The organism is Acinetobacter sp. 1000160 (genome assembly GCF_000588715.1).
In the GTDB taxonomy this organism is placed as follows: Bacteria; Pseudomonadota; Gammaproteobacteria; order Pseudomonadales; family Moraxellaceae; genus Acinetobacter; species Acinetobacter courvalinii.
Window position 1 is genome coordinate 128,319 of record NZ_JFWP02000001.1, and the last position, 11,712, is coordinate 140,030.

Below are 11,712 nucleotides of genomic sequence, written 5' to 3' on the forward strand. Positions count from 1 at the left end.
AACAATCATTTTATCCAGAGGAGTAAAAAGTATGGGAATCAATTTAGAAAAAGGTCAGAAAATCAGTTTGCAAAAAGCTGATGGCAGCAGCTTACAACAGATCTTTTTAGGTGTGGGATGGGACGTTGCAAAAAGCAAAGGCTTTTTCGGTTTTGGTGGTGGCGGAGATATTGACCTTGATGCTTCTGTAATTTTGTTTGATGATAATAAACAAGTCGTAGATGTGGTTTATTTTGGTCAGTTACGAAGTAAAGATGGCAGTATCCAACATTCAGGTGACAATCTGACTGGCGATGGTGAGGGCGATGATGAGGTGATTCGTGTTAACCTCAACCAGATTCCTGCACAAGTAAAATCTTTAGTATTTACCGTAAGTAGCTTCCGTGGCCAGACCTTCGAGAAAGTTGAAAATGCATTCTGCCGTTTGGTTGATCAATCAAACAATCAGGAAATTGCCAGTTATAAACTATCTTCACAAGGTGCCCATACAGGCTTGATCATTGCCAAAATTTATCGCCATAACGATGCATGGAAAATGCATGCGATTGGTGAAAATGTACATGGTCGTACTTTCCAGGATATCGTGCCTTATGCTTTACCACATATCTAATGATTTAGATTGATCAGGGCATGCCTCAACATTGTTTTGAACGATGTTGAGGCATGCTTATTTCTACGATCTGAAATTAAAATACATAGTGCTTTAAAACTTCCCGCATTTTCTCTGGAATGGCGGTACTTTTTCGATTTTTACGATCAACGAAGACATGCACAAAATGACCTTGTGCCGCTGCTTGCGGCTGACCTTGTTTAAAAATCGCCAGCTCATAGCGAAGTGATGAATTGCCAATTTTGCCAATCGCCACACCCACTTCAATCATTTCCGGAAATGACAGTTCCTGTAAAAAGCTACAAGCCGAATCTACCACCAGACCAATAATTTCACTGTTGTGAATATCAAATCCGGTTTTTTGAATCAGCAATGAATTGGCAGCGGTATCGAAATAACTATAGTAAGTGACATTATTGACGTGACCATAGATATCATTATCAGCCCAACGGGTCTGGATCGGAAAAAAGAATTTAAATTGTTTTCGTGTTTTTAAAACGGGTTTACTCATGCGTAGATCGCCTGATAAATCTGTAAAGCATCTTGTTCGGTCATTTCTCTTGGATTATTTTGCAAGAGGCGGGTTTGTAGCATGGCATCTTTCGCCAATTGGACCAGTTTGGCCTCTGGAACATCCAGATCTTTTAATTTCAGAGTCAGGCCACTTTGATCCAGATGGTTTTGCATATGATCAATAAACAGGTCACATAAGCCATCGGTACATCCCGTACTGCGTGGGTCCAGAAGTTGCATGAGCTCGGCATAATGCTGTTTGGCTTTGGGCGCATTGAATTTTAACACTTCTACCAGAACCAACGCATTGGTATGCCCATGCGAAAGATGAAAATGTCCACCTAATGGATAAGCAAGCGCATGCACTGCGCCAACGGGTGCATTGGCAAAAGCCTGACCTGCCAGCATTGAACCTAGCAGCATATTCTGGCGTGCTTCCAGATCGGCACCATTCTTGAGGACTTTTGCCAGATTCTGATTCAGTAATTTGAGTGCATTCTTCGCCAGCATATCGGCATAAAAGTTTTTCTTAATATTCGAGGTATACGCTTCAATCGCATGCACCATGGCATCGATACCCGTTGCCGCCGTGATATGGGCAGGGAGTCCTTGTGTGAAAGTAGCATCTAAAATGGCAACATCGGCATAGAGAATCGAAGAAACCACGCCCATTTTGGTAGTGGCTCCTGTGGTAACAATCGAGATAGGAGTCACTTCTGAACCGGTACCTGCCGTGGTTGGAATCAAGATAAGAGGTAAGCGCGGTGCTTTTGCCTGGTTCACGCCATAGATTTCACTCAGCTGCTGTTGCTGCGCTGGATGTGCAAGCAAAGCGATGATCTTGGCCACATCCATGGAACTACCGCCACCAAAACCTATGATGACATCGATCTTTTCCTGTTTGGCAAAATCCACGGCTTCCAGAACAATATGTTCAGGGGGATCGGCCTGAATATCTGAATAGATGAGATGTGCCAGATCAATTTCTTTTAAAATCTCAAGAATAGGTTGATGCAACTGATGCTGAATCATGCCGGCATCGGTCACGATCAGGGCGTTATGATAGTTGTGTTGGGTTAAAATATTTTTAAGTTCTTGTATCGAACCTAGCCCCGCAATGATGTTGGGAACGGTTTGAAATTGAAACGGGTTCATACATACATCCTTATTTTTTCATCATACATACATCATTTTTTATAATGTGACTTTAGGTCATTGCTCCAATAAATTAACATAAGATGCGTTTGAACAGTGTAATTTTAAACGCTACCTGTCTTCCCGAATAAGGAATGTATTCTATAAATTTAGGGTTTTAAATAATTGAAAAATATTTATTTTTAAGATTTTTGTGACTGAGAAACTGACTGGTTCGAATAAAGAGTAGTCTATTCGATAAATGAGAGTGATAAGCGCATCTTGTTCAGGATCTTGCTTGGTCGTGAAATTGAGAGAGGTATCAGCGCCTTTACATCAAGATGAGGCATTTTCAAGCTGTAGCAATTTACAACCGCAAGAGAGTGAGTCATGAATACGAGCAACCGATCGACCACCAAGCTGAGTTGTGGCGTCACCTGTAATAATGATAGATACACAACTGTGTTTGGGGCAGGTTGCCTCATCGCCAATACAGGCAATCGCTTGGCCATTGATTGAAAAGTTTTGATTGCCTGTGATGACTTTACCGCCACCAGTTGTAGGACACCCTACAACGATATATCGCGTTGGCATAATAAACTTTACTCACAGTAGCAATTTTCCACGGCATATTATCAAATAAGTATAGACAGTTCTGTCTATTGACCAGCCAGTCTAGAACATTCTGATGCGAGTAGGTTTGAGGTTGATAGACTGTAATCGGGTAAATAGCTGAGATTTAATCATTTAACTTTTTAAAAGAAGATAAATTTAAAAAATTAATGTTAAGCAGTGGGCATTTTATGAAAGCAAAATATTTAGCTTAAATGAGTTGTTTGTATATATGGATATGCGTATATTTATATGAAAGTATGTATTGAGCTTGAAAATGAATCAAACTGATTTTTTTAAATGTCTTTCAGATCAAACCCGCTTGGATATTTTGAGGTTAGTTGTCGCTAAAAACAGTATTTGTGTCTGTGAACTCACAGAACAACTTGAACTGAGTCAACCGAAAATTTCTCGACACTTAGCCCTATTAAGAAACCTTTCCATATTACTAGACGAAAGAAAAGGGCAGTGGGTGTATTACAGCTTAAATCCGGATCTGCCTGAATGGGCACTGTCTGTTCTAAGCGTTATTGCGAATCAGGATGACGAGAAAATAATAAATGCAAACGTTAATTCGACTCAGTTAATTCAATGTGAGTAAACACAATGAAATTTTTATTCCTATGTACCGGTAACAGTTGCAGAAGTATCCTTTCAGAAGTTTTATTTAACCACCGCGCAGCTGATGGCTGGAAGGCATTTAGTGCTGGCAGTAAACCATCCGGACAAGTTCATCCCCTAACAATCGAAACGCTTGAGAATATGGGGATTTCCACACAGGGATTGTGGAGTAAAACCGTAGATGACTGTGAGCAATATCAAGCTGATGTGGTCATCACAGTTTGCGACGCAGCAGCACAGGAAGCTTGTCCGCTTTATTTGGAGGGGGCAATCAAAGCTCATTGGGGCCTAGCTGATCCTTCACATTTGGATTTACCGAAAGAACAAAAGCTAAAAGCATTCCAAGTGACTGTGGATCATATCAATCGTCGTTTAGATGCTTTATTCGCACTGGACACAGTAAATATGACACGCCCTGAATTGATTTCCGCAATCAATCACATCTCAGATATTGAATGAGAAGCTCATGGCTCAACCCAGATTATCATTTTTAGATCGCAATCTTACGCTATGGATTTTCATTGCCATGGCCTTAGGGATTGCGATAGGTGGGTTGTTCCCACAAGCTTCCGTTACTTTGGATCAAATGAGTGTGGATTCAGTCAATATCCCGATTGCAATAGGGTTAATTCTGATGATGTATCCACCTTTGGCCAAAGTGGACTATGCGGCTCTACCACAGGTCTTTAAAGACAAGAAAACATTGACACTTTCCTTAGTGCAAAACTGGGTGATTGCACCTGTTTTAATGTTTTTATTGGCTGTCATTTTTTTGCATAGTTATCCTGAATATATGACCGGCTTAATTCTTATTGGATTGGCACGCTGTATCGCCATGGTTCTGGTATGGAACGGTTTGGCCTGTGGTGATCATCAATACGTTGCTGCCTTGGTCGCTTTTAATAGTCTCTTCCAGATTTTATTTTTTAGTACATATGCTTGGTTGTTCTTGACGTTGTTACCACCTTTTTTTGGTGTGGCAGGGCAAGTGATCAATGTTGATTTCTGGACAGTCACCCATGCGGTACTGGTTTATCTAGGTACCCCTTTTTTCCTTGGCTTTATAACACGATTGACTATGGTTCGAGCTAAGGGCTTAGATTGGTACCAAAATGTCTTTTTGCCTAAAATCAGTCCACTGAGTTTATTGGCTTTATTGTTTACGATTGTGGCGATGTTTAGCTTGAAAGGTGGGGAAGTTGTGAGTCTGCCTTTAGATGTCATTCGTATTGCGATCCCGCTCACAATCTACTTTGTGATGATGTTTTTTATCAGCTTTTTTATGAGCAGGGGGATGGGGAATGACTATGCTAAAACCACAGCAATTTCTTTTACGGCCACAGGGAATAATTTTGAGTTGGCGCTGGCAGTAGCGATTGCAACCTTTGGCTTAGCTTCGCCAGTTGCTTTTACCACAGTGATTGGTCCATTGGTTGAAGTGCCTGTTTTGATTGCTTTAGTCAGTGTGTCTTTGTGGCTTAGAAAAAAGTTTTTTAAAGAATAGGTGTAATTTTTATGACTCTCCCAAATGTAGATATGAATCTTCTTGATTAACCTACTTTAGAAAATGTACAAGCTAAAAAGCTTGATCATCCACCACGTATTTTGCTGTTGTATGGATCTAACCGCGAACGTTCATACAGCCGATTAGCGGTGTTGGAAGCAGGACGGATTCTGGAGCAGTTTGGTGCTGAAGTAGAAATCTTTCATCCTAAAGGCTTGCCTTTACCTGAAGATGCGGACACTGAGCATCCAAAGGTTAAAGAGTTACATGAGCTATTGGCTTGGTCAGAAGGTATGGTGTGGTGTTCACCTGAACGGCATGGTTCTATGAGCTCAATTTTTAAATCACAAATTGACTGGATTCCGCTTGCTGGCGGTTCGATTCGTGCAACTCAAGGCAAAACGTTGGCATTGATGCAAGTCAGTGGAGGGTCTCAGTCGTTTAATAGCGTGAATCAGATGCATATTTTGGGGCGCTGGATGCGCATGATTACGATTCCAAACCAATCTTCGATTCCTAAAGCATTTTTGGAATTTGAAGAGGATGGACGTATGAAAGCTTCTTCTTACTACGACCGCATTGTGGATGTGATGGAGGAACTCTATAAATTTACGTTACTTACGCGTGGACAAAGTCAGTACCTCACAAATCGTTATTCAGAGAGAAAGGAATCTGCTGAACAGCTTTCACAAAGGGTGAATCAGCGCGCGCTATAAGTTGATAACTTCAAATTAATTATTTAAACGCTCTTTTCAATCTTATAAGAGCGTTTTGATTTTAATTATTGATGTTCAACAATTTATCCCATCTGCATGGATTTTTATTTAATTTATCTGTATGCATACATCACTTCTATTGGCTATGAAGTAGCAGGACTTTGTCCATCTTTAGCTAATCCCGTAGGATGGATGGGATCGTAATTGATATGTGGATAAATTTATAAGCTATTGATCTTATAAAACGATATGAGGACATCTTTCTTGAGTTTTGGCATTACAAATTCAATTAAAATGCATGTCGAGAGTGAAGTTAAAAGCATCCAAAAAACTTCTAATGAATCAGTCAGTAGGAATAATAGCGAGTAATATGCAAACACGCATAATAAACTGATGGCAATATGCTTAAAATATAGGGTAATAAAAACTGAATATAGAACGGATGAAAATAACAGATTGAAGTTTTTATTCATTCCGATTTTATCAAACAAGATGATCAATACAGAAATAACGATTACCGAAACAGCAAAAATAAAAAAATTCTTGATTATATTCATCGTTTTACCTCTATTACTGATCATAAGAAAATCCCTACCTTTAAGGGCCTCATCTCAAAGGTAGGGAGTGGGTCTACACCATTATTTAAAGTAAGCCTTTATATGGGTTTTTATCGTTTAAAATGATCATGGCTATTATCTTAAACTCAATAAAAATAATGGATTATCGAAATGCCGGTGTATGAGAAAATTATAGGGATTGGAAAATGGATCGGTATAAGCTTTGGCGTACATGATTATGAGAAATATCGTACATTTGATTAAAAAATAACCATAATGTTTCAGCAAATATTCATTAATTCATAGTGAAATCAATTTTTTATTTTTAATCGATAAATTTCTAAAAAAAATCGATTAATATTTTTTAACAGAAGGCTGGTAGATGACATACAGAAAGCTGGAAAAAATAAAAATAGCATTAAAAAACAAAAGCCTGTATGGTGGTTATTAAGCTTTGTATACGTGGACATAAAACACTATAACTCCCTCATTTAAGTGAATTATTTGTCTATCTCCCTTTAATTTTTTAGATGTGAGCACGTCCCAGATGGAATTCGTTAGAGTTTTATATGCAAGTAAGGCGACAAATATCTATCCTGACCTGAAACAGGATTTATTAACAATTCTTGATACAGCAGTTGATTTTAATTCTCGTAATGATATTACGGGTGTTCTTTACTATGGCCATGGATATTTTGTTCAATGCTTGGAGGGGCGTAAAAGTAAAGTAGATGAACTTTTTTATCAGAAAATTTTAAAAGATGATCGCCATAAAAACTGCGAAATTTTATTTTATCAAAACTGCGATTTCGGACTATTTAAGCACTGGAATATGAAATTTGCACCCATCAATAAAAGATTGAGTGATTTTTTCCTGGAACATCATAGAGACGATTTTAATCCATTTTTACTGACCACAGACTCAATATCTTCATTCATAACGCTTCTTGCTGCCGAATATGCAACCGAACCCTATGCCTTTGAGCTAAATGATTAAAAGTCAATTGATTCATAGCATGCAATAGGTAAGAAAAACATGAAAATTCAATTGTGCTATGCAAGTTCACGACAAGGTCTGGCTGACGATTTGATTGATGATCTCAGTAATATCCTGACCAGAGCCAGAGACTTTAATGCAAAAAATCTGGTGTTTGGCGTACTGTATTATGCAAATAATGCATATTTCCAATGTCTGGAAGGGGAAGATTTTATTGTTTTACCTCTATTTGAAAGCATCAAAAGAGATCCAAGACATCAGGATATTGTTGAATTTGAAATCAAAAAAATTAGGAGGTACAGCTTTAAGAACTGGTCGATGAAGTATGTTCAAAAAAGCTCAAAGGTTGATATTTTCTTTCATGGTTTAGGCTGTGAAGAATTCATACCTTCAGTGCTGAATGAGCAAAATGTGCAGGGCATGCTAGAAGCACTTCTGTATGAAAATCAAAGTTATATTCGTAAAAGAGCAGGACTAAACCAGCGCGGTATTCATCCTTATCTTTGAAGTGATTTTTATTAAAAGCCGGAAAGTTTCCGATCAGATAGAGGGTTCAAGAATAACGGATCTTATCTGTCGGGTCGATTTCAATTACTTTATAAAACTTGTTTTTATAATGAATGACTTTATTGAGATAAGCATTGTCCAACTCTTCCCAGATATGGAAATTGAAAAATTCTGCCGTTTCAGCATAAATCCATAGCCAGGTTGAGACTTTGCTTTTTTTGGCAGCATCATAAACTGAATCTTGAACTTTCCGGAGTTTATGTAATTTTAATTCTTCGTCCTGAAGAACAACGGCTTTAATCTTCAAAAATAACACCTTTAACAATAGCTGAGCTGATTAGTTTGTATTTTATACAATTCAAACGGCTGCTCACATTTCAGAATGTAAAGTTAATCTAATAAAAGTTAATGCTACACACTATTTTATGCTGCACATACTTCAATACATCAGATCAAGATTCATCATTGCTAGTGTGTAGTCAGACATTTGATTTTTAACTCTACTGATCATGAATCCTGAGTGAGGGTGTTAAGGAAATTATCTATGACCTGATTGACCTGTTCGGCATGGGTCAGATTCGCTGCATGCCCAGCTTCCCGAATCACGGCCAGTTCTGAATTTAAGCGTAAAGCCATATCTTTAGCGCGGTCTAGCCCAATTGCGATATCGTTTTCTCCATGAATAACAATTGCAGGCAGCTTAAGCTTTGCAATATCTTCAGAAATATCTTTGCGATCTAGCAGCGCATTAAAGGCAGCGGCTAAATTATGCGGTTGCCAGCTTTTCCACTTTTCCTGCCATACAAATCTTTCAGGTGCATCTGCTCCGAGTATGACACGGGCGATAAAGTCAGCGATATCTTGTGTCAGGCCATGATCAATCCACTGCTCAAACAAAGGTTTGTAATTCATTAATTTTTCAGGGTCTTCTAACTGGGCCTGTGTATCTATCAACACCAGAGCACTTACCCGATTACGATGCTTTAAAGCACAGCGCAGTGAAAGATAGCCGCCCTGGCTCATGCCAACAAGGATGGCTTTCTGTATATTTAATTCATCCAGAATAGCAACCAGATCATCTGCCGAATCATAGTAATTGAATGCTTCAATTGAATCACTGGCTGTTTGACCATGCGCTCTTTCATCCCAAGTTATACAACGATATTTCTCTTTAAAGAATTCAATCTGCTGATTGAACATTTCATTGTCCATCAATAAACCGTGGGAAAATATCAGGGTGATCGGACCGCGGCCTGAATCTGTATAGTATAACGATTGGCCATTGTGTATCAGCTTTGGCATGGTTAATTCTCTTGGTGGCTAGATCATATATAAATAAATGAAACTTATACTTTGATTGTCTTTTTTGATTTTGACGAGTGGTAAAAGCCCTCTAATGAGGGCCTTTACTGGCTGTGCTGAGGTTGTATATTAATTTTAAATGTTAGTGGCCACAGCTAAAGCCACAACCACCGCCGCGAATCGTGTCATGCTTCGGACTGAGATCAGTTGCCATTGCACCAGTAGAAATTGCCAGTAATGTAGTGAATGTAAGCAGTATCTTTTTCATGGGAAAACCCTCAAGTTTAGATTTTTAAAGTAATAATCAGATTTATAAAAAGGTATAAATCATGTGATATATATTGCAATTAAAATGAAATTGTATTGTTACATTTTATGGTAATTGATGATTGGGTTTGTATACAGACCTGTATGTATATTTAATGATTTAGTCAGGGCTTTACTTCAACTTTAATCTTATAAATGCAAGAGCAGGACATTTTTAGTACTTATCTCAGATAGAAACCAATTGCCAAGCTCAATACGCTGGGCAGCATACATAAAAAGCTGATGGCTTTGGCTTCCTGGATATTTGTTATGTGCTTAGCAAATAGATGCGGTCCAAAGATCATTCCGGACAAAGCCAGAATAAATCCAATAATAATTAAAAATGCTGACATCTCTGTTATATCCTTTAAGTTTTTTCTGATCAAAATAAGAACTCAAAGACCTAGCCTTATTTGGCTTAACTCAAGAGATATTTTCTGAGCATAAAAGTGATTTCTTGAGCTTTCAGATGATCATAACCGATCTTTAGAAATAAAATTGGTTGATCTGTCTGGTGATTATGAATGGCTTATGCAGACTGGTTGATTACGATTGTGTATTACTCATTCCGAAAAAGAACATATTCATACAGAATATTCAAAAGAGATCAACACTATTTCCTTTCAAATCAACGCAATTTTTGACAGAATAGCCTGAGATCAACGTGGTCAGCTCATGCAGAATCACATTGAACAGGTTTGCCTTTATTTTGCAGGAATTTTGCATGCAATATTTTAATCTCCTTATACAACAGTATGTTGGAATGTATAGCTAATGACAGCACAATATAAGGTGTTATGTGTCTGTTTAGGCAATATTTGCCGATCTCCCACTGCAGAGGCAATTCTCAGACATTATTGTCATGCCCATGGCTTGGACGTGGTGATCGATTCGGCAGGCACCAGTAATTATCATCCCAACAAGGCACCTGATGCACGCAGTCAGCAACATGCAATGCAACGTGGTTATGATCTGTCAGCATTGCGTGCAAGACAAATCCAGTTAGATGATTTTGTGGAGTTTGATCTGATTCTGGCAATGGATCATGAGAACTTTGATGATATTCAGGCACTCATGCAAAAAGCAACCCAGCAATTTGGTGCAGCGCAGATTCGGGCAAAAATTGCCTTGATGAGTGAACATGATCCTCAATTTGGCCAGCAGGCAGTTCCAGATCCTTATTACGGCGGTGCAGACGGTTTTGATCGGGTGCTGGATCAGTGTGAATCGAGCAGCCAAGCATGGGTTGATATTTTTAAAAAGCAATTAAAAGCAGGGTTATAGGATTTAATTTAACATGCAAGTACAACAGCAGGTTTCGCTTAAGCGTTTAAATACATTAAATCTTAATGCTATTGCTTCACATTATGTCCAGATCAATCAGGCAGATGACATCATTGCAGCGCTGGATTTTGCTGAGCAGCACGGGCTCAATGTGCTGGTACTGTCTGGCGGGAGTAATGTATTACTGCCACATCATATACAGGCCCTGGTGGTTCATTTGAATATTCAGGGCATTGAAGTTGTTGCTCAGGATGCCGATACGGTTAGTGTTAAAGTGGGTGCAGGTCAGGTCTGGCACGACTTTGTTTTATATAGCACCGAGCAGCAGTGGTTCGGTTTACAAAATCTGGCTTTGATCCCGGGTCTGGTCGGTGCCTCGCCAGTCCAGAATATTGGTGCTTACGGGGTTGAAGCAGGAGAGTTTATTGACTCTGTTCAGGTTTATGATCGTCAACTGAAGCAGTTTGATTCGATTTCTGCTCAGGCATGCCAGTTTGCCTATCGTCATAGCATTTTCAAAGATGATCCTAACCGTTACATCATTGTGAGTGTCACTTTTAAATTACTGAAAAAAGCAGATCTCAGATTGAATTATGGGGATTTAAAACAGGCAGTAGGTGATCAGCTCAGTGCAGAAAATTTGCAAAATCAGGTCATCCTGATTCGTCAAAGCAAATTACCCGATCCTAAAGAATTTCCTAATGTGGGCAGTTTTTTCAAAAACCCGATCTTGTCGCAACCCGAATTTGACAAAATTACTCAACAATTTCCAAACATACCGCATTATCCACAGCCGAACAGCAATGTTAAAGTGGCAGCAGGCTGGTTGATTGACCAAACAGGCTGGAAAGGTAAGCAATTAGGGCCAGTTGGCATGTTTCATAAACAGGCCTTGGTCTTGGTCAACTATGCCGACGCCGCACTCACTGACGTACAAAAAACCTATCAGGCTGTACAAAGTGATGTAAAACAAAAGTTTAGTATTCAGCTAGAGCCTGAACCTGTGTTATATAGTGAATGTGGTTTGATTCAAGCCCATCGTGGATGAG

General features: G+C 39.0%; 16 protein-coding genes and 1 pseudogene. 9 read left to right on the plus strand and 8 right to left on the minus strand.

Going from position 1 to position 11,712, the window contains the following annotated elements:
- The first annotated feature begins 31 nt into the window (after nt 1-31).
- Nucleotides 32-610 (plus strand): TerD family protein, encoded by a 579-nt coding sequence (locus tag J699_RS17665; protein WP_032869000.1) that lies wholly within the window; start codon nt 32-34, stop codon nt 608-610.
- Nucleotides 611-686: 76 nt separating this feature from the next.
- Here J699_RS17665 and J699_RS17660 read toward each other — a convergent pair whose 3' ends face one another.
- The 3 genes from J699_RS17660 to J699_RS17650 form a co-directional block, all read right to left on the minus strand.
- A complete protein-coding gene (locus J699_RS17660) occupies nt 687-1,121 on the minus strand; it encodes an acyl-CoA thioesterase (RefSeq protein WP_032869001.1) in 435 nt (144 codons plus the stop codon).
- The gene (locus tag J699_RS17655) at nt 1,118-2,278 is read right to left on the minus strand and encodes an iron-containing alcohol dehydrogenase (protein ID WP_032869003.1); all 1,161 of its coding nucleotides are present in this window, start codon (nt 2,276-2,278) and stop codon (nt 1,118-1,120) included. The genes J699_RS17660 and J699_RS17655 overlap by 4 nt, the downstream gene beginning before the upstream one ends.
- Nucleotides 2,279-2,593: 315 nt before the next feature.
- The gene (locus tag J699_RS17650; RefSeq protein WP_032869004.1) at nt 2,594-2,851 is read right to left on the minus strand and encodes a PAAR domain-containing protein; all 258 of its coding nucleotides are present in this window, start codon (nt 2,849-2,851) and stop codon (nt 2,594-2,596) included.
- Nucleotides 2,852-3,146: 295 nt separating this feature from the next.
- Between J699_RS17650 and J699_RS0218295 the strand changes: the two genes are divergently transcribed.
- The 4 genes and pseudogenes from J699_RS0218295 (at nt 3,147) to arsH (ending at nt 5,710) form a co-directional block, all read left to right on the plus strand.
- Nucleotides 3,147-3,470 (plus strand): ArsR/SmtB family transcription factor, encoded by a 324-nt coding sequence (locus J699_RS0218295; protein ID WP_032869005.1) that lies wholly within the window; start codon nt 3,147-3,149, stop codon nt 3,468-3,470.
- 5 nt (nt 3,471-3,475) lie between these two features.
- Nucleotides 3,476-3,949, plus strand: coding sequence for an arsenate reductase ArsC (locus J699_RS17645; RefSeq protein ID WP_032869006.1), 474 nt, complete (start codon nt 3,476-3,478; stop codon nt 3,947-3,949).
- A 7-nt stretch (nt 3,950-3,956) separates the two neighbouring features.
- Complete coding sequence (gene arsB, locus J699_RS17640; protein WP_032882666.1) at nt 3,957-4,994, plus strand: ACR3 family arsenite efflux transporter; 1,038 nt, start codon at nt 3,957-3,959, stop codon at nt 4,992-4,994.
- A gap of 11 nt (nt 4,995-5,005) precedes the next feature.
- Nucleotides 5,006-5,710, plus strand: a pseudogene (arsH, locus tag J699_RS17635) (arsenical resistance protein ArsH).
- 221 nt (nt 5,711-5,931) lie between these two features.
- On the opposite strand, the gene J699_RS19710 reads toward arsH, so the two are convergent.
- The gene (locus J699_RS19710; RefSeq protein ID WP_032869228.1) at nt 5,932-6,267 is read right to left on the minus strand and encodes a hypothetical protein; all 336 of its coding nucleotides are present in this window, start codon (nt 6,265-6,267) and stop codon (nt 5,932-5,934) included.
- A 547-nt stretch (nt 6,268-6,814) separates the two neighbouring features.
- Here J699_RS19710 and J699_RS17630 point away from each other — a divergent pair.
- Together J699_RS17630 and J699_RS17625 are read left to right on the plus strand one after the other, a co-directional pair.
- Nucleotides 6,815-7,264: a BLUF domain-containing protein gene (locus J699_RS17630; RefSeq protein ID WP_005285387.1), complete on the plus strand. Its 450-nt coding sequence runs from the start codon at nt 6,815-6,817 to the stop codon at nt 7,262-7,264.
- 39 nt (nt 7,265-7,303) lie between these two features.
- Entirely contained in the window at nt 7,304-7,771 is a 468-nt protein-coding gene (locus tag J699_RS17625; protein WP_032869008.1) for a BLUF domain-containing protein, read from the plus strand.
- 46 nt (nt 7,772-7,817) lie between these two features.
- On the opposite strand, the gene J699_RS17620 is transcribed toward J699_RS17625, so the two are convergent.
- The 4 genes from J699_RS17620 to J699_RS19440 all read right to left on the minus strand — a co-directional run bounded on the left by J699_RS17620 (nt 7,818) and on the right by J699_RS19440 (nt 9,732).
- Complete coding sequence (locus J699_RS17620) at nt 7,818-8,078, minus strand: hypothetical protein (RefSeq protein WP_032869009.1); 261 nt, start codon at nt 8,076-8,078, stop codon at nt 7,818-7,820.
- 200 nt (nt 8,079-8,278) lie between these two features.
- Nucleotides 8,279-9,073 (minus strand): alpha/beta fold hydrolase, encoded by a 795-nt coding sequence (locus J699_RS17615; RefSeq protein ID WP_032869010.1) that lies wholly within the window; start codon nt 9,071-9,073, stop codon nt 8,279-8,281.
- Nucleotides 9,074-9,215: 142 nt separating this feature from the next.
- A complete protein-coding gene (locus J699_RS19880) occupies nt 9,216-9,341 on the minus strand; it encodes a hypothetical protein (protein WP_005285396.1) in 126 nt (41 codons plus the stop codon).
- Nucleotides 9,342-9,561: 220 nt separating this feature from the next.
- A complete protein-coding gene (locus J699_RS19440) occupies nt 9,562-9,732 on the minus strand; it encodes a hypothetical protein (protein WP_165569266.1) in 171 nt (56 codons plus the stop codon).
- 421 nt (nt 9,733-10,153) lie between these two features.
- Here J699_RS19440 and J699_RS17610 point away from each other — a divergent pair, with 421 nt between their 5' ends.
- On the plus strand, nt 10,154-10,663 hold the full coding sequence (locus J699_RS17610; protein WP_032869011.1) for a low molecular weight protein-tyrosine-phosphatase: 510 nt from the start codon (nt 10,154-10,156) through the stop codon (nt 10,661-10,663).
- Between the two features lie 13 nt (nt 10,664-10,676).
- Nucleotides 10,677-11,711 (plus strand): UDP-N-acetylmuramate dehydrogenase, encoded by a 1,035-nt coding sequence (gene murB / locus J699_RS17605; RefSeq protein WP_032869012.1) that lies wholly within the window; start codon nt 10,677-10,679, stop codon nt 11,709-11,711.
- Nucleotide 11,712 lies beyond the last annotated feature (1 nt).

Excerpts from the sequence above, each read along its gene's own strand:
- J699_RS19440 (WP_165569266.1), bottom strand. The coding sequence starts at position 9,732 with ATGTCAGCATTTTTAATTATTATTGGATTTATTCTGGCTTTGTCCGGA.
- J699_RS17625 (WP_032869008.1), top strand. The coding sequence starts at position 7,304 with ATGAAAATTCAATTGTGCTATGCAAGTTCACGACAAGGTCTGGCTGAC.
- J699_RS17665 (WP_032869000.1), top strand. The coding sequence starts at position 32 with ATGGGAATCAATTTAGAAAAAGGTCAGAAAATCAGTTTGCAAAAAGCT.
- J699_RS17660 (WP_032869001.1), bottom strand. The coding sequence starts at position 1,121 with ATGAGTAAACCCGTTTTAAAAACACGAAAACAATTTAAATTCTTTTTT.
- arsB (WP_032882666.1), top strand. The coding sequence starts at position 3,957 with ATGGCTCAACCCAGATTATCATTTTTAGATCGCAATCTTACGCTATGG.
- murB (WP_032869012.1), top strand. The coding sequence starts at position 10,677 with ATGCAAGTACAACAGCAGGTTTCGCTTAAGCGTTTAAATACATTAAAT.
- J699_RS17650 (WP_032869004.1), bottom strand. The coding sequence starts at position 2,851 with ATGCCAACGCGATATATCGTTGTAGGGTGTCCTACAACTGGTGGCGGT.
- J699_RS17645 (WP_032869006.1), top strand. The coding sequence starts at position 3,476 with ATGAAATTTTTATTCCTATGTACCGGTAACAGTTGCAGAAGTATCCTT.
- J699_RS0218295 (WP_032869005.1), top strand. The coding sequence starts at position 3,147 with ATGAATCAAACTGATTTTTTTAAATGTCTTTCAGATCAAACCCGCTTG.
- J699_RS17610 (WP_032869011.1), top strand. The coding sequence starts at position 10,154 with ATGACAGCACAATATAAGGTGTTATGTGTCTGTTTAGGCAATATTTGC.
- J699_RS19710 (WP_032869228.1), bottom strand. The coding sequence starts at position 6,267 with ATGAATATAATCAAGAATTTTTTTATTTTTGCTGTTTCGGTAATCGTT.
- J699_RS17615 (WP_032869010.1), bottom strand. The coding sequence starts at position 9,073 with ATGCCAAAGCTGATACACAATGGCCAATCGTTATACTATACAGATTCA.
- J699_RS19880 (WP_005285396.1), bottom strand. The coding sequence starts at position 9,341 with ATGAAAAAGATACTGCTTACATTCACTACATTACTGGCAATTTCTACT.
- J699_RS17630 (WP_005285387.1), top strand. The coding sequence starts at position 6,815 with ATGGAATTCGTTAGAGTTTTATATGCAAGTAAGGCGACAAATATCTAT.
- J699_RS17655 (WP_032869003.1), bottom strand. The coding sequence starts at position 2,278 with ATGAACCCGTTTCAATTTCAAACCGTTCCCAACATCATTGCGGGGCTA.